General features: G+C 72.0%; 14 protein-coding genes. 8 read left to right on the forward strand and 6 right to left on the reverse strand.

The annotated features are described in order from the left end of the window. Positions 1–78 precede the first annotated feature (78 nt). The 5 genes from ACFO4E_RS25890 to ACFO4E_RS25910 all read left to right on the forward strand — a co-directional run bounded on the left by ACFO4E_RS25890 (position 79) and on the right by ACFO4E_RS25910 (position 6272). The gene (locus ACFO4E_RS25890) at positions 79–1038 is read left to right on the forward strand and encodes an ABC transporter ATP-binding protein (protein ID WP_378579106.1); all 960 of its coding nucleotides are present in this window, start codon (positions 79–81) and stop codon (positions 1036–1038) included. A 538-nt stretch (positions 1039–1576) separates the two neighbouring features. Continuing rightward, entirely contained in the window at positions 1577–2431 is an 855-nt protein-coding gene (locus ACFO4E_RS25895; protein WP_378579107.1) for a hypothetical protein, read from the forward strand. Positions 2432–2707: 276 nt separating this feature from the next. After that, positions 2708–4213: an MmgE/PrpD family protein gene (locus tag ACFO4E_RS25900; RefSeq protein WP_378579109.1), complete on the forward strand. Its 1506-nt coding sequence runs from the start codon at positions 2708–2710 to the stop codon at positions 4211–4213. Between the two features lie 3 nt (positions 4214–4216). Then, entirely contained in the window at positions 4217–5110 is an 894-nt protein-coding gene (gene prpB / locus ACFO4E_RS25905; RefSeq protein ID WP_378579110.1) for a methylisocitrate lyase, read from the forward strand. A 25-nt stretch (positions 5111–5135) separates the two neighbouring features. Then, positions 5136–6272, forward strand: a complete 1137-nt coding sequence (locus ACFO4E_RS25910; protein WP_378579112.1) for a bifunctional 2-methylcitrate synthase/citrate synthase — start codon at positions 5136–5138, stop codon at positions 6270–6272. A 139-nt stretch (positions 6273–6411) separates the two neighbouring features. Here ACFO4E_RS25910 and guaD read toward each other — a convergent pair whose 3' ends face one another. Continuing rightward, positions 6412–8712, reverse strand: coding sequence for a guanine deaminase (guaD, locus tag ACFO4E_RS25915; protein WP_378579114.1), 2301 nt, complete (start codon positions 8710–8712; stop codon positions 6412–6414). 287 nt (positions 8713–8999) lie between these two features. Here guaD and ACFO4E_RS25920 point away from each other — a divergent pair, with 287 nt between their 5' ends. The 3 genes from ACFO4E_RS25920 (at position 9000) to ACFO4E_RS25930 (ending at position 11939) form a co-directional block, all read left to right on the forward strand. Next, positions 9000–10067 carry an iron-siderophore ABC transporter substrate-binding protein gene (locus ACFO4E_RS25920; protein WP_378579116.1) on the forward strand — a complete coding sequence of 356 codons (1068 nt, stop codon included), beginning with the start codon at positions 9000–9002 and terminating at the stop codon, positions 10065–10067. Positions 10068–10326: 259 nt separating this feature from the next. Next, the gene (locus tag ACFO4E_RS25925) at positions 10327–11394 is read left to right on the forward strand and encodes a DNA polymerase III subunit beta family protein (RefSeq protein ID WP_378579118.1); all 1068 of its coding nucleotides are present in this window, start codon (positions 10327–10329) and stop codon (positions 11392–11394) included. Positions 11395–11429: 35 nt separating this feature from the next. Then, positions 11430–11939 carry a hypothetical protein gene (locus ACFO4E_RS25930; protein WP_378579120.1) on the forward strand — a complete coding sequence of 170 codons (510 nt, stop codon included), beginning with the start codon at positions 11430–11432 and terminating at the stop codon, positions 11937–11939. 184 nt (positions 11940–12123) lie between these two features. Here the strand turns inward: ACFO4E_RS25930 and ACFO4E_RS25935 are convergent, their stop codons facing one another. The 5 genes from ACFO4E_RS25935 to ACFO4E_RS25955 form a co-directional block, all read right to left on the reverse strand. Further along, the gene (locus tag ACFO4E_RS25935; protein ID WP_378579122.1) at positions 12124–12768 is read right to left on the reverse strand and encodes a hypothetical protein; all 645 of its coding nucleotides are present in this window, start codon (positions 12766–12768) and stop codon (positions 12124–12126) included. 288 nt (positions 12769–13056) lie between these two features. Beyond that, positions 13057–13470 carry a hypothetical protein gene (locus ACFO4E_RS25940; protein WP_378579125.1) on the reverse strand — a complete coding sequence of 138 codons (414 nt, stop codon included), beginning with the start codon at positions 13468–13470 and terminating at the stop codon, positions 13057–13059. Between the two features lie 5 nt (positions 13471–13475). Beyond that, positions 13476–14288, reverse strand: coding sequence for an SDR family oxidoreductase (locus ACFO4E_RS25945; protein WP_378579127.1), 813 nt, complete (start codon positions 14286–14288; stop codon positions 13476–13478). Positions 14289–14361: 73 nt separating this feature from the next. After that, entirely contained in the window at positions 14362–15303 is a 942-nt protein-coding gene (locus ACFO4E_RS25950; RefSeq protein WP_378579129.1) for an RNA polymerase sigma-70 factor, read from the reverse strand. A gap of 968 nt (positions 15304–16271) precedes the next feature. Continuing rightward, positions 16272–17203: HNH endonuclease signature motif containing protein (locus tag ACFO4E_RS25955; protein ID WP_465263146.1), on the reverse strand; the 932-nt coding region annotated here is incomplete at its 5' end.

Raw genomic sequence — 17203 nt, forward strand, 5'->3', positions numbered from 1 at the left:
CCGCCCGGCCCGCCGGTTACCTGGAAGCGAGCCGGTCCGCAGGGGGCCGGGAGCCGATTCCCCACTGAGGTGGTCCACGTGATCGAGGTCGCCGACCTGTCGAAGTCCTACGGCGCGTCGAAGGCGGTGGACGGGCTGTCCTTCGCCGCCCCCTCCGGCCGCGTTACGGGTTTTCTGGGGCCGAACGGCGCGGGCAAATCAACGACGATGCGGATGGTCCTCGGCCTGGACCACCCCACGGGTGGGACGGCGCTGATCGACGGCCGCCGTTACCGCGACTTCGCCGCACCGATGCGCGAGGTCGGGGCCCTGCTGGACTCGGGCGCCATCCACCCGGGCATGACGGCCGCCGCGCACCTGTCGTGGCTGGCGCACGCGGGCGGCATCCCGCGCCGGCGCGTGGCCGAGGTCCTGGAGACCGTCGGGCTCGCCGACGCGGCCCGCCGGGCGGTCAAGGGTTTCTCCCTGGGCATGCGCCAGCGCCTGGGCCTCGCGGGCGCGCTGCTGGGCGACCCAGCGACGCTCATCCTGGACGAGCCGGTCAACGGCCTCGACCCCGAGGGGGTGCGCTGGATCCGCACGCTCATGCGCGGGCTGGCCGCCGAGGGCCGGACCGTGTTCGTCTCCAGCCACCTGATGAGCGAGATGGCGGACACCGCCGACCGGGTGGTGGTGATCGGCCGCGGCCGGCTGATCGCCGACATGGAGACCGACGAACTGCTCCGGCGCGGGTCCGGCGGACACGTGCGGGTGGCGAGCCCGCACGGGGCGCTGCTGGCCACCCTCCTCGCCGACGCCGGGCTGGCGGTGGAGCGGGCCGAGGGCGGCGCGGGGGACGGCGCGCTGATGGTGCGCGGGGCCGAGGCCGCGCGCGTGGGCGACCTCGCCGCCCGCTACAACATCACCCTCCACGAGCTGACCCAGCATCGAGCCAGCCTGGAGGACGTGTTCATGGAACTGACCGGTGACAAGTCCGACCACACGTTCACCGGCACCGGCACCGCACACGCCGCTCCCCGCCCGCCGGAGGCCCGGTGACGCCCGGAACGGAACCGCGCCACATCCGGGGCGCATCCGGCCCCACGATGCGCGCAGGCCACGGGGACACCACCGCGCACGACCGCCCCGAACCGACCTGACGAGGGAGCCCGGAGCACATCCGGCACGCAACCGACCCTTCGGCCGAGGACCGGGATACCGAGACCAAGACCAGCACAAACCCGGCCCATCAAGACGACCACCACAGACCCCAGGCCCCCGAACACCTCCACGCCGCCCCAACACACCAGGACCACCAGCCCACCGCCCCCCAGCACCCCGGCACCCCGGCACCCCGGCACCCCGGCACCCCGGCGACAGCGACAGAACCGGGCCGCACGCAGGCAGGACGGACCCCGCGGCGGCGGATGACCGTTCGGCTCAGTCCTGGCCCGGGGGCCCAGGCGGCCGGCGCTACGCGCGCCGGCGGAGGGCGCCGTTCGCCCCCTCGGCCTCCCGCGGTGCAGCCCGGCCTCCGGCTCCGGGGCCGCGTCCGCCGTCCCTTCTTCCATCGACACCAACCCGCGAGGAGCACTCCATGGCCACCACATCCGCCTCGTCCACCGCGACCGCCGCGGCACCTGCCCGGCGGGCGCCCGCTCCCGTCCGAGGGCGGCCGCCCGGGTTCGGGGCCGCTCTGCGGTCGGAGTGGCGCAAGTTCCGGGCGCTGCCGTCCAACCGGGCGATCCTCGCCGCGACGGCCGCCATGACCGTGGGCATCACCGTGCTGATGTGCGTCTTCGGCGATACCGCCGCCCTGGCGCGGGAGCAGGCCGAGGGCGAGTACAGCGTCGCGTTCTTCGGCAGCTACTTCGGTATCTGGGGGTTCTCCGCGCTGGCCGCCAACGTGGTGGCCGCGGAGTACCGGTGCGGGATGATCAGCCACACCCTCGCGGCGACGCCGCGCCGGTGGCGCGTCCTCGCGGCCAAGCTCGTCATCATCGCGGTGCTCGCGTTCGCGACCGGCGTCGCGATTTCGTTCGCCGGCTTCGGCATCACCCAGGGGGTGCTGGCCTCCGCCGGGGAGCGGGCACTCGACCTGGGGGCGCCCGGGATGCTGCGCGCGGTCCTGCTGTTCGTCCCGGTGTCGATGCTCGCCCAGTCGGTCCTGACCGCCTGCACGGCGGTGCTCGTGCGCAGCGCCCCGGCGGCGGTCGTCCTGGTCATCGCGCTCGGCACGCTGCCGGTGGTGCTCGCCCGGTTCCTGGATCCGTGGTGGGGCGACACGGTGCCCCGGTACATGGCCGGCGCCGCGGCCGAGAGCGTGGCCGGCCTCGCCGTCCCCGGCACCCCCGGCTACCTGCCGACCCTTCCCGCCGTGCTGGTCATCGCGGTGTGGCTCGCGGTCTTCACCGCCGTCGCCCTCACCCGGTTCGCGCGCCGCGACGCCTGAGGCCGGCGGACCCGCCGAGACCTCCGCGGCCGGTGGGCCCGCCGCTGCGGCGGTCCCGGGGCGGGACGGGCCCCGGGACCGCCGGACGGGCTCGACGGGGACGCGCGGATCCTTGGCGGGGTCTTTACCGGCTTGGTGCGGGGCACGCGGAGAGTTTGCGCAAACCTGCTCCGCCACCCCCTCGACCTGCGCGGACTCCATGCGTCAGGCTCAAATCGACGACGTCTGTCACTCCGCCCGCGGCGCAGCCGCGGGCCGCCGGGAACGGAGAGCCACGTGCAGCACCGCGTCCGCGTCCACCGCAGCGCCGACGGCCCGGCCCCGGCCGACCAGCTGGCGTACCGGATCGCCGAGTGCGCCGCGGACCGCACCGAGCCGGACGAGGACGTCGTGCAGATGGTCGTCAACCGCATCATCGACGACGCCGCGGTGGCCGCGGCCGCCCTGCACCGGCGGCCGGTGCGCAACGCCCGTGCGCAGGCCGAGGCCCACCCCCACTCCCCGGGCTCCGCTGTCTGGGGCACCCCGCTGACCGCGCGCGTGTCGCCGGAGTGGGCGGCGTGGGCCAACGGGGTGGCCGTGCGCGAACTCGACTTCCACGACACGTTCCTGGCCGCCGATTTCTCCCACCCCGGGGACAACATTCCGCCGATCCTGGCCGTGGCCCAGCACGCCGGGTGCACCGGCATGGAGCTGGCGCGCGCCATCGCCACCGCCTACGAGGTCCAGGTGGCCCTGACCGCCGGCATCTGCCTGCACGAGCACCGGATCGACCACATCGCCCATCTGGGGCCCTCGGCGGCGGCCGGGGTCGGCGCCGTGCTGGGGCTGCCGGCGGAGACCGTCTACCAGGCGGTGCAGCAGGCGCTGCACGTCACCACGACCACGCGGCAAGCGCGCAAGGGCGCGATCTCCAGCTGGAAGGCCTACGCGCCGGCGTTCGCCGGGAAGGCGGCGGTGGAGGCGGTGGACCGGGCGATGCGCGGCGAGGGCTCGCCCTCGCCCGCCTACGAGGGCGAGGACGGGTTCATCGCCTGGCTGCTCGACGGCCCCGGCGCCGAATACACGGTCGAGCTGCCCGCGCCCGGCGAGCCCAAGCGGGCGATCCTGCGCACCTACACCAAGGAGCACTCCGCCGAGTACCAGAGCCAGGCACTCATCGACCTCGCGCGGCGCATGGGGGCGCGGATCGGCGACACGTCGCGGATCCGCTCGGTCACCATCCACACCAGCCACCACACCCACAACGTGATCGGCACCGGGGCGGGCGACCCGCAGAAGTCGGATCCCGCCGCGAGCAGGGAGACCCTGGACCACTCGATCATGTACATCTTCGCCGTCGCCCTCCAGGACGGGGAGTGGCACCACGAGCGCTCCTACACCCCGGAGCGGGCGTCGCGGCCCGACACCGTCGACCTGTGGCACCGGATCACCACCGTGGAGGACCCGCAGTGGACCGAGCGCTACCACTCGGCCGACCCGGCCAAGAAGGCGTTCGGCGGGCGGGTCGTCATCGAGCTCGACGACGGCACCGAGATCTGGGACGAGATCGCCATGCCCGACGCCCACCCCCTGGGCGCGCGGCCCTTCACCCGGCCCGACTACATCGCGAAGTTCCGGGCGCTGGCCGGGGGCGTGGTGTCACGGGCGGAGCAGGACCGCTTCCTGGGCCTGGTGGAGCGCCTGCCCGAGCTGACCGCCGAGCACGTGCGCGACCTGTCCTTCGCCGCCGGCCCCGCCGCCGTCCCCGGCGGCCCGGCCCTCGCGAAGGGACTGTTCTGACCGATGCTGCACACCGCCTCGACACCGCACGAGCGCCGCGCCGCGCTGCGCTCCGCCCTGGCCTCGGGCCGGCTGCTGCGCTTCCCTGGCGCGTTCAACCCGCTCAGTGCCCGGCTCATCCAGGACCTGGGCTACGACGGGGTCTACATCTCCGGCGCGGTGGTCTCCGCCGACCTCGCCCTGCCCGACATCGGGCTGACCACCCTCACCGAGGTCGCCGGGCGCGGCGCGCAGATCGCCCGCGTCACCGACCTGCCCGCGATCATCGACGCCGACACCGGGTTCGGCGAGCCGTTGAACGCCGCCCGGACCGTCCAGGTGCTGGAGGACGCCGGACTGGCCGGGTGCCACCTGGAGGACCAGGTCAACCCGAAGCGGTGCGGGCACCTCGACGGGAAGTCGGTCGTCCCGGCCATCGACATGGTGCGGCGGATCCGCGCGGCGGTGCGGGCCCGGCGCGACCCCGACTTCCTCATCTGCGCGCGCACCGACGCCCGCGCGGTGGAGGGCGTCCCCGGCGTCATCGAGCGGGCCCAGGCGTATGTGGACGCCGGCGCCGACATGGTCTTCCCGGAGGCGCTGCGCGACGCCCAGGAGTTCGCGGCCGTCCGCGCCACCGTGGACGCCCCCCTTCTGGCCAACATGACCGAGTTCGGCAAGAGCGAGCTGCTGGACGCCGAGACCCTGGAGTCGCTGGGGATCAACGTGGTGATCTACCCGGTCACCTCGCTGCGCCTGGCGATGGGCGCCGCAGAGGAGGGCCTGCGCGAGATCCGCGCCACCGGCACCCAGGCCGGCGTCCTGGAGCGGATGCAGACGCGCTCCCGGCTCTACGACCTGCTCGACTATCCCGCCTACACCGCCTTCGACGGCGATGTCCACGACTTCACGGCCTGACACGACCTGATCGGAGGGGGCGGCTATGGCGAAGACATCGATCCACAAAGGGCTGGCCGGCGTGGTGGTCGACACCACCGAGGTCTCGATGATCGACGAGGCCACCAACTCGCTCACCTACCGGGGCTACCCGGTGCAGGAACTGGCGACCTCGTGCTCCTTCGAGGAGGTCGCCTACCTGCTGTGGTACGGGGACCTGCCCACCGAGCAGCAGCTCGACTCCTTCCGCGCCCGCGAACGGGTCACCCGCACCCTCAACCGCGGCACGCTGGAGGTGCTGCGGCGCATCCCGGAGTCCACCCACCCGATGGACGTGCTGCGCACGGCGATCAGCTACCTGGGGTCCGACGACCCCGCCGAAGACGACCCCTCCATGCCCGCCCAGCACGCGATGGCCGAGGCGATGATGGCGCGGCTGCCCACCATCGTCGCCGTCGACCACCGGCGCCGGCACGGCCTGGAGACGATCAACCCCGACCCCGAGCTGGGGCTGGCGGAGAACTTCTTCCACATGTGCTTCGGCGAGGTGCCCGAGCCCGAGGTGGTGCGCTGCTTCGAGGCGTCGCTCATCCTCTACGCCGAGCACAGCTTCAACGCCTCCACGTTCGCCGCGCGCGTGGTGACCTCCACGCGCGCCGACATCTACAGCGCGGTCACCGCGGCCATCGGCGCGCTCAAGGGCCCGTTGCACGGGGGCGCCAACGAGCAGGTCATGTTCATGCTGGAGGAGATCGGCACCGCCGACCGCGCCGCCGAATGGGTGGACCGCACGCTCGCCGACGGCAACAAGGTCATGGGCTTCGGGCACCGCGTCTACAAGCACGGCGACTCGCGCGTGCCGACGATGATGGCGGCGCTGGAGCGGATGGCCGACCTCAAGGGCGCCGGGGAGCTGATGGACCTGGTCCGCGCGGTGGAGGAGGTGGTGATGGACCGCACCGGGATCCACCCCAACCTCGATTACCCGAGCGGCCCCGCCTACCAGCTGATGGGCTTCGACATCCCGGCGTTCACCCCGCTGTTCGCGATGGCGCGCATGATCGGCTGGACCGCGCACGTCGTCGAGCAGAAGGAGGAGGACGCGCTCATCCGCCCGCTGAGCGAGTACGTCGGCCGCGAGCGCCGCCCCGTCCCCGTTCCCGCGCAGCGCGAAGGCGACTAGGTCGTGCTTCCGGTTCGTGGTCGAACCGGAACTAGGAACTGATCATCGCAGAACAGATGGGTCGCGCCGACAGGTGACGGTGGCCGCGCGCGGCGGCGGGCATGACGGCGTGGACGGAGCCGGCTCCGCGCCCTGGACCTCAGCCCATGAAATACGCGGAGTAGAGCTGGCCGTGATACGGGGTCAGGCCGGGTCCGTAGCCGTACGGATGGATCTCCGGGACCACCTCGGGGGTGGTCCACTCCGGGAGGTCGGCGCCCTGCTTCGCCCACCATGTCTCCCGGACGTCCCCCTGCCACCGCACGCCCATCGCGTAGAGCAGGCCGTTGTAGTGGGCGAGCTTCGGCCGGGCGGTCTCCGCCGTATTCTCCAGGGTCCTGTGCGGCCACCAGTCCCCGGTCGCAAGGTCATAGGCCGTCCACTTCAGATCGGCACCGAAGTCCGGGACGTACATGACATAGAGCCGCCCGGCATAGGCCGCGATGGTGACGGGGTCATAGGAATCGACCCGCCACAGCTGCTTCCAGCCGCTCCACGCGTCGGTCTTGGAGCAGTAGGTGTTACAGGAGATCCACTGGTCCTCGTCCCGGACCAGGAGGTAGAGGAAATCGTTGAACGCGGTGATGGCGGGCGGATAATGCGTTTCGATATCCCCTGGAACGAGACGCGGCGACTCCCACACGCCCTCGTCGTCGCACCTCTTCGTGTAGATCCTCTTTGAGGGGTAATCCCTGTAACACACGTAAAGATGATCGTGATACGGGGCGATGGAGGGGCCGGCTCCGGTTTTCACCCCGAGGCTCTGCGGCGCACTCCACTCCCCGGGTTCCTGGTCCTGCTGCGTATACACCGTCCACTGGAGCGTGCTGTCGGGGGCGAGGTACACGCAGTGCAGACCGCCCGCGTAGGCGTCGATCGACGGGGCCATCCACCCCCGGAATCCGGTGGTCCGGTCGGGCAGCCAGGATTGCGTCTGCCAGTCGTATCTGCTCCACGCGAACGGGTGATCGCCCATATTCTTCTTGTCACCGCCGCGGTCCCGCTTGTGGGCGAGCCTGCCGGCCACATACGTCGCCTCCACCGCGCGGTCGTCGCCCAGGATCGCCAGGGCGAACAGCAGGTCCTCGATGGAACCGTCACCGGTTTCGGTGCGTTTGGCCAGCAGCGGCGTCGCCTTGGGGTCGAGGACGATGAAATCGGCTTCGTATCCCGGCTCCAGCCGCCCGATCTTCTTGTGCATGCGCAGCGCCTTGGCACCGCCCAGTGTGGCCAGGTAGAAAAGGCGAATGGCATCGGCCGGGTGCTCGTCGAGCGCCGAGACCTTGTACGCCTCGTCCATGGTGGCCAGCATGGACAGGCTGGTGCCGCCCCCGACATCGGTTCCGAGGCCGACACCGACCGGCCGCTTGGGGGTCTTGGCGTCTCGGAGCGGGAACAGTCCACTGCCGAGGAACAGGTTGGAGGTCGGGCAGTGGGCGATGGCACTTTTGGTCTCGTGGCAGATCTTCAGCTCTTTCTCGGTCAGGTGCACCCCATGGGCCAGGACCGCACCGGGCCCGAGGAGCCCGTAATGGCGGAAGACGTCGAGGTAGGTCTTGAACTCGGGAAACGCCTTCCGTCCCTCGAAGACCTCATCGGTGTTCTCCGCGATGTGGGAGTGCATGAGCAGGCCGGGGTACTCCTTCCGCAGTTCCCCCCACAGCTCGCCCGCGGCCTTGAGCATCTCGCGCGTACACGCGAGGGGGAACCGCGGCATGACCGCGTAGACGTTGCGGTCCTTTCCGTGCCACCGCTCGATGAGCTTCCTGGTCTGTTTCATCGCCTTTTCGACGCTCGCGTCGCACAGCTCCTGCGGAGCGTTCGTGTCCATCAGGACCTTGCCCGCGGCCATGCGCATTCCGCGCTTGGACGACTCCTTGAACAACGCATTCACGGATCCCGGATAGGTGGACGTGAAGACGAGGGCCGTGGTGGTTCCGTTGCGGAGGAGATCGTCGCAGAACAGCCGGGCCCCTGCTTCGGCATATCCCTTGTCGGAATACTTCATCTCTTCCGGGTAGACGTAGTCCTGCAGCCAGTTCAGCAGTCGCTCCCCGTATGAGGCGATCATTCCGACCTGCGTGAAGTGGACGTGAGAGTCCACGAAACCGGGGGAGATGATGTGGTTCGGGTAATGAGTGAAGGCCGCATCCGGGGGAATGGAATTCCTCCCGGATTCGTACGGTCCCGCATAGGTGATCCGCCCGTCCTGGCAGATCATCAGCCCGTCCTCTTCGTACCTCATGGCCTTCTCGGTACCGACGAGGAAAGGGTCGTCGTGGAACCAGACGAGCCGCCCTCGAACCGCCGTCAGGGAACCGGCGTCCGGAGTCTTTCGATCGGCGGAACGATCCTCTGAACGCTCCGAATCCAGCACGTCCAGCTCCTCGAACCCTTCCATCTCTCGCCTCCAGAAGTGAGAACGCCTCGAATCGGGATGCCGCGTGCGCTCGACGGGGCCCGCCACCGATCGGCCCGCGACCCGTGACGCCCCCAATGACTCGGCTTCCGGCTACCCGCACTCAAGAGGGACATAACGCTCGGCGACCGCCCGTTCACCCACCTTGACACCGTAGTTTGGTTAGGCAAACCTAATGATCGACTGAGCGATGCCGGAGAGCCCCCGCCGGAGCGCACCCCTGTCCGGGGCCACCAGGACCGCCCGCCCCGACCGCAAGGAAGCACCCGATGACGCCCTCGCCGTCCCCCCTCACCCCGCGCCGCCGCGCGCTCGGCGGCGCCACGGGTGCCCTCGCCTCACTCGCGCTCCTGATCGCCGCCACCGGCTGCGGTGCCGCCGGCGGCACCGAGGAGTCGCCGGGCGCATCGGCCGACGGCGCGTTCCCGGTGACCATCGAGCACAAGTTCGGCGACACCGAGATCACCGGACGCCCCGAGCGCGTCGTGACCGTGGGCCTCACCGACCAGGACGCGCTGCTGGCGCTCGGCGTCGTCCCCGTCGCCACCACCGGGTGGATCGGCGACTACCCGGGCCAGATCGGCCCGTGGGCGCAAGAGGCGCTGGGCGACGCCGAACCCCCCGAGGTCCTCGACTCCAGCGACGGCCCGCAGGTGGAGCGGATCGCCTCGCTGGAGCCCGACCTGATCCTCAGCCTCTACGGCGGGCTGACGCGGAATCAGTACGACCTGCTCAGCCAGATCGCACCGACCGTCGCCCAGCCCGGCGAGTACCCGGACTACGCGATCCCCTGGCAGGAGCTGACGGGGAAGGTCGGCGCGGCGGTCGGCGAGTCCGGCCGGGCCGAGGAGATCATCGCCGACGTCGACGCCCAGATCGCCGCGGCCCGCGAGGAGCACCCCGAATTCGAGGGCGCGTCCGCCGTCATGGCCACCACCTGGGAGGGGTACTTCGTCTACGGCAGCGAGGATCCGCGCTCACGCCTGCTGACCGACCTCGGCTTCGCCCTCCCCGAGGGCCTCGACGCGGCCATCGGCGACGCGTTCGGCGCCAACATCAGCGCCGAGCGCGCCGACCTGCTCGACACCGACGCCGTCGTGTGGCTGGCGGCGGACTCCCCCGTCGACCGCGAAGAGCTGCACGGCTCCGACGTCTACGGCTCGCTCGACGTCGTCGGCGAGGGGCGCGAGGTCTTCATCGACGAAGGCTCCGACTACGGAAGCTCCATCTCCTTCGTGTCGGCGCTGAGCCTGCCCTACCAACTGGAACGCCTGGTACCGCAGCTCGCCGCGGCGGTCGACGGCGACCCCGGCACCGCCGTGGAGGACGATTCCTGACCCCGCCGCCGCATCGCCCCGGCGCGCCGGGGACCGTGTCCGGGCCGCTGCCGCCGCGGCCCGGACACGGCGCCGCCCGGTCGGGTCACCGCGTTCGGGTGGCCACGCGGCCCCCGGGTCCGGCCGGCTCCCCCCTCCTCGCCGGTCACCCGCCGCCACCGGCCCCGACCCCGGCCCCGGCCATGAGGTCGGCCATGAGGCCGGTCGGACCACACGTCGGTGTTGACCTTCATGTTGGTCGAGACTCGATGATGGGGCGGTGCCACATGATGAGCTGATGCCGATCGGGGCGTTCGCCCGACGCACCGGTCTGACCTCCAGCGCGTTGCGGTTCTACGCCGACTCCGGGCTGCTGCCTCCCGCTGAGGTCGACCCGGCCTCGGGCTACCGCTACTACCGCGCCGGCCAGGTGGCCCGGGCGACCTTGCTGCGGCGGCTCCGCGAACTCGCCATGCCCCTGACCGCCGTCGAGGCGATCCTCGGTTCGGGGGCCGACGAGGCGTCCCGGCTCCTCGACGCGCACGTCGCCAAGGTCGTCGAGGACGCGGCGGCCGTGCAGCGGAAGGCCGCCGTCATCCGGTCCGCGCTCGGCGGCGCGCCTGGTCTGCCGATCGCGACGCTGAAGGGTCCCGTGCTGGCGGACGCGGTCGACCAGGTCCTGACCGCGGCCGCGCAGGAGCCGGGGCTGCCGGTGCTCTCGGGCCTGCGTATCGAGGCGGGCCATGAGGCGGTCACCCTGACCGCGACCGACCGCTACCGGCTCTCCACGCGGACCCTGGTTCCGGCCGAACCGCCGGCGCGGACCTGGGCCGGCACGGTCACCGGCGACGAACTGCGGTCCGCGGTCGCCGATATCCGACGCAGCGCGCTGGTGCGGCTCGAAGCGGTGCCGCACGGGGTCCGGCTCCGCTCGGACGGCCGGGAGGACCGGCACTGCCGGCTGCTGGCCGAGGAGTTCCCCGACCACCGGCTGATGCTGGCGTCGCTGGGCGAGGTCACCACCCGCGCGACGGTCCCGAAGGATCTGCTCCTTCGGGCCCTGGAAGAACACGCGGGCGAGCGCATCGCGCTGCATGTCGCCGACAACGAAGTGCACGTCCCGTCCGCGGACGGCGCCCCCGGCGTCTCCCTCCCGGCCGTCGTAACGGGGCCCGCCCTCCGCATCCGGTTCGCCATGACCACGCTCTACCCCGCCGTGAGCACCGCGATCGGGCCCGACGTGATGCTCGACCTGAGAGGCGACGACCAGCCCGTCACCATCCGTTCCGCCGACCGCGGCGACTTCACCACCCTGGCCATGCCCGTCGGGCTCGACGGCTCCACCTGACCCCTCCACCTGCAAAAGACGACGAGGAACACTCCATGACCACCGCGCCCGCCGCCCCCGACCCGACCATGGACGCGATCGGCGACGCCGTCACCGAAGGCCGCGCCGGCGACACCGCTGCCGCCCGCCGCAAGCTGCTGGGACTGTGGTCCGCGATCGGCGTCACCGGCGACCCGCTGCACCGCTGCTCCCTCGCCCACTACATGGCGGATCTCTACGAGGATCCCGCCCAGGCGCTCGCCTGGGACGTCAGGGCGCTGGACGCCGCCGACGCCGTGACCGACCAGCGCGTCCAAGAGCACCACGCCGGTCTCCACATCGCCGGCTTCTACCCCTCCCTACACCTCAACCTCGCCGACGACTACCGCCGGCTCGGCTCCTTCGAGGCCGCCACCGAGCACATCGACGCGGCCGAAGCGCACGCCGCGAGCCTTCCGCGGGACGCCTACGGCGACCTGCTTCGCGACGCCATCCGCGAGGTCGCCGGGGCCATCGCCGAACGAGACCGCACACCGCGGGCATCCGCCCCCGGCTCTCCCGGGTAACGCACGGGAACGCAGTGGCCGTGCGGGGCCGCGTCGTCACGTCGAACGGTGTCACCCGAGGCCGACCGCCCATGCGGCGCAGCGGTGGCGCGACAGCGGCGCGGCTTCGGCCGCCGGGAACCGCCCGGCGGCCGACCGGAGGCCCTGTGATCGGAAATGAGAAACCGTGTGCGTGCCGGTGCGATCAAAGACCTCGGAGAGCAGGGAAGGCATCCGAGGCGGTAATGGGCTCGGGTCCTTTCAGGATGTCGTCGTCATCGACCTTCACGGCCTCGTCCCCCTTGAAGAACCACCACCCTCCATCTCCCCCGCCGACAGAGGCGTCGACCCCGTCCTCGAAAACGGTCCCCCTCAAAGCAGGAAAGGCGTCGGCCGCGGAGATCTTCCCCGGCCCCTTGAGGATGTCGTCGTCGCCGACCTTGACTGCCTCGTCCCCCTTGAAGAACCACCATCCCCCGTCGCCTCCGCCGACGGAGGCGTCGACCCCGTTCTCGAAAACGGTCCCCCTCAAAGCGGGGAAGGCATCGGCGGCGGAGATGGGGCCGGGCCCCTTGAGGATGTCGTCGTCATCGACCTTGACGGCCTCGCCCCCCTTGAAGAACCACCACCCTCCATCACCCCCGCCGACAGAGGCGTCGACCCCACTCTCGAAAACGGTCCCCCTCAAAGCGGGGAAGGCATCGGCGGCGGAGATGTCCTCGGGGCCCTTCGCCACGCTGTCGTCGCCGACCTTGACGGTCTGGTCCCCCTTGAAGAACCACCACCCTCCATCACCCCCGCCGACAGAGGCGTCGACACCATACTCGAAACCGATGGAATTGTCTCCCAATTTTCCACTCCACGATGCTTGGCTAATTCGCCTGTTTTGCTTCGATCAAATGGGGCGAAATGGATACAGTCATTCCCCTGACCTGCGATTCCACCGCGAAACCGCGAGGCCGATCGAGACACCAACAACCTAAGCCAAGAAGGCGCTCCACGGCTCGCACTCCACGCGATTCCCGTTGGATATTTTTGCGCGGTCACTCACCGGGTGTTGGTTCATTAAAACGCTCACGAGAGATATCTGATCTGCAATTCCCTATGATGCGGGATTTCGGAAGCGTGCCCGCATCGGTCACCCGGACGGCGGTGCGTCCCCGCCGCCGTTCCGGGCGAGGGCGAGCAGCCCTAACGGGATGAACACGCCGATTCCAAGCGCGGCGATCAGGCCCGGCACGTCGACGGGGTGCACGTGGTCGGTGCTGATCCCGTGGAAGAGCAGGTGCGTGGCCGCATAGGTCAGGTAGCCCAGCAGGGCCGTGACGACCAGCCGGCGCTCCATGACGATCGCGGCACCGGCCACGACCACCCCCAGCGCCAGGTTCAGCCCGCCCACGTCGCGCACGAGGTGGTCGTTGAACGGCGGGTACATCGCCACCCACTCCAGGGCGAAGAAGGAGCGCGGCAGCAGTGACTGCCACACGCCCACGGCGAGGCTGGAGAGCGCCAGGAAGCACAGCCCGGCCCGGAGCACGGTTCGTTCGCGCATGGTGGTCACCCTTCCTGCCCGGTACCCGAGGCCGCGGACGGGGGCGTGGACGCGGACGCCCGTGCGGCGAGGTGGTCGGCGAAGGCGACCGTGCCCCGGTCGCCGTTCTCGGCCAGGTGGCCGCCCGCCCGGTAGGCGGTGAAGGCGCGGCCGGGGAGCGGCACCGGCACCATCAGGCGGCGCCGGCCGGACCACGCCGCATACTGGCGGGCGAGGTCGCGGAACGCCTCGACCCGAGGACCGCCCAGATCGGGGGCGCGGCCGACCGGATCGCCGACCGCGAGCTCCGCCAGGCGGTCGGCCACCTCGCCCGCGTCCACGGGCTGGAACGGCATCGTCGGCACCGGCATCACCGGTATCCGCGACAGTCCCGCGCAGAGGCGGCGGACCAGGTCGTGGAACTGGGTGGCGCGCAGCACGGTGTGGCCGAGGCCGGACGCGGCCAGTGCCTGCTCGATGCGCGCCCTGGACCGGTAGTAGCCGATTCCGACCCGGTCGCACCCCACGATGGAGATGGCGACGGTGTGCGGCACTCCGGCGCGCCGGGCCGCCGCGAACAGGTTCGCGGCCGAGCGCTCGTCGCCGCCGGTGTAAGTGGTGGCGCAGTGGACGATGGCGTCGACGCCGTCCACGGCGGCGTCCAGCCCTTCGCCCGTGCGCAGGTCGACGGCGAAGGGCTCGGGGGTTCCGGGGACGCCGCCTCCGGGCCGGGCGCGGCGGCTGAGCGCGCGGACGTCGTGGCCCTGGGCGGTGAGCCGTTCCACCACGGGCCGGCCCACCGTTCCGGTGCCCCCGGTGACCAGGATCGTTCTCTTCACGGATGCCCTCCTCCGTTGCCGGCCGGGACCGGCCGGGACGGCCGCTCCGGCGCGACGGCCGGTGTGTCACCAGCTAGGAACCGGCGGGCGGAGCGCGGTGTGACAGTGGAGGCGCGGGCGGGTGCGGCGGACGGGAGGAGAGCTGGCCGTCGAGGAAGCGCAGCTTCTCCGGATCGAGCACGGCGTGCAAGCCCGTGATCCGGTCTCCAGCGATCTCCACGACCATGACGCCGACGAGGTGGCCGTCGCGGCGGCCGATGATCGCCGGCGCCCCGTTGACCTCGGCCGGGGTGATCCGCACGTTGTCGAGGTACTTGGCGAACCCGCCGGTGAGGAGCCGCAGGACGCGGTCGCGCCCGACGACGGGCCGGCGGCCCGCGGTGGTGCGGCCGCCGCCGTCCGACCACGTCACGACGTCGTCGGCGAGCATCGTCTCCAGGCCCTTGACATCGCCCTCGCCCGCTGCGCGCAGGAACCGGTCGACCAGCAGCCGCCAGTGCTCCGGGTCGGGGTCGAAGCGTGCGCGGTCCGCACCGATCCGCAGGGTGGCGCGCCGGTAGAGCTGCCGGGCGTTGGCCGGGGAGACGCCGAGGATCGCGGCGATCTCGTTGTGGGGGTGGCCGAACGCCTCCCGCAGGACGAAGGCGGCCCGTTCGGCGGGGGTCAACCGCTCCAGGAGCGCGAGCAGCGCCATCGACACGGAGTCGCGCTGCTCGGCGGTGTCGAGCGGGCCCAGCGCGCCGTCGGAGGTGAGGACGGGTTCGGGCAGCCAGGGCCCGACGTAGTCCTCGCGCCGGGAACGCGCGGACGCGAGCCGGTTCAGGCAGAGGTTGGTGACCACCTTGGCCAGCCAGGCCGGGACGGCCCGGATGGCGGCGTGGTCGGCGCCGGCCCAGCGGACGTAGGCGTCCTGGACGACGTCCTCGGCCTCCTCAGCCGACCCGAGCATCCGGTAGGCGAGCCCGAACATCCGCCCGCGCTGCTCCTCGAACTCCACCACCGACCCCTGCGCCACGACATCACCGTAGCCCTAGCTCCCGTCGGGGCTCCCTCACCCCGTCCCCGATTCACTCAAGGCGAGCCGAGTCGCCGGTCAATGCCACTTCAGCGGCCTTGGACGCGAACCGGACGCGAACCGGACGCGTGCCGGGCACAGGCCGGGGACGGTCCGGGCACCCGGGGACGGGCCGGGCACAGGCTGGGGCAGGCCGGCTGGATGCCTCGGGTATTCGCGGGCTCGGGGTTAGAGCGGGCAGTGACGGCCGGTGGTGGGGAGGGGAAGGGTCAGGCAGTCGATGTACGGGTGACATCGGGTCGGGTTCAGACGGGCGGCGACGACCGGTGGTGGGCCGGGGCGGGCGCGGATGCCTCGGGCGGGCACGGGGTGGGGATTCAAGCGCGCAGCGACGGCCGGCGGTAAGGCCGACCACGCGAGCAGTGCGGGAGGCACCGCGCCACGGTCCAGACGGGCAGCGAGGGTCAGGGCTTGACGGACGCCTCGGGCGGTCGCGGGTTCGGGTTCAGACGGGCAGCGACGGCAGTGAGGGGTGGGGCCGGGCGCGCGTCGTCAGGTCGTCGTGGGGCGGGGTTCAGACGGGCGGCGACGGCGCCGGGGGGGTGCGGCCGGGGGGATCCTCAGGTGGTCGCGGGGCGGGGCCAGAGCTCGGCGGTGCGCTGGGGACTGGGGGGCGTGGCCGGGTGCCGGGTGGTGCGTGGGGGCGGTCCCGGCTGCCGGGGTCCTTCTGGTGCCGTGGGGCGCCGCCGGGTGGATGCTTTCGCCGGTCGCCGGTCGCCGGTCGCCGGTCGCCGGTCGCCGGTCGCCGGTGGTCGTGCTGTGCGGGTGGACGGGTGCGGGGCGGCCCCTCCCGTGCGTGGTGGGGCCGCCCCGGTGGTGGGTGTGCATAGGTGTTGTCCGGTCGGAGTACCAAGAAGCCTGTCGGGCTTCTTGGAGGTCGTCGTTGTCGTCCCGCTGGCCTTGGGTGGTCATGGTCCGGGGTAGGGGTCGGGGACGGTGGTGTGGGTGCGGTGGTGGGGGGTCCGCCATACGAGGGTGCCGGGGGAGGGCTGGGACAGCTTCCAGCCGGGGTGTTGCTTGAGGCGGTGGTGGCGTCGGCACAGCGCGGCCAGGTTGGCGGCACTCGTTGGACCCCCGAGGTGGTGGGGTGTGGTGTGGTCGGCGTCGCACTCCACCGCGGGGCGGTTGCAGTGGGGGAAGCGGCAGGTGCGGTCGCGGGAGTCGATGTGGGACCGGAGCCGGGGTGGGGGCCGGTAGCGGGTGGTGCCCTCGGCCACCGGGGTTCCCTCCTCGTCGACCACCGTGTAGCACCACCGGGTGGCCTTGTCGGTGGCTTCCTTCGCGAGTTCGCGGGCGGCTTCGGCGAGGATGGGCCCGTGGCCGGGGATCTCGCCCAGCGCCCGGGACTCCCGGCCGCCCATCTCAGCGGGGAGGGCGGCCAGCGGGATGATGACGTGGAGCTTGCCCACCGGCGAGAACGGCACCGGGGTGGGGGCGGCCATCCCGGGGATGACCACCTGACCCTGTCCCTGGTCCTCCACCCGCTCCTGGCCGCGTGCCCCGTCCCTGTCCCGCTCTTGGTCGCGTGCCTCGCCCGCGCCCTGCCCCGGCGCCCCGTCCCGGCCGCGTGCCGGGTGGCGCCGGTGGGCCGGGGCCGGGGCCGGGGTGGCGGTGTCGGGGACGCCGTGTTCGGCGGCGTCGGCGGGGATCTCCAGCCCGGGGGTGACGGGCAGGCGCCCCAGCAGGAGGCCGACGGCGACGTCGGCGCGCAGCTGGTCGAGGGTGAGTTCCTTCTGGGCGGCGGTCGTGTTGGCCGCGCCGGGGGTGTCGGTGCGCAGGGCGCGGGCGATGGCGCCCAGGCGCTGGTGGATGGCCAGGGCGTCGACGGTGTCGATGTCGG

Origin of the sequence: Nocardiopsis mangrovi (assembly GCF_042653925.1) — a bacterium.
Classification (GTDB): domain Bacteria; phylum Actinomycetota; class Actinomycetes; order Streptosporangiales; family Streptosporangiaceae; genus Nocardiopsis_B; species Nocardiopsis_B mangrovi.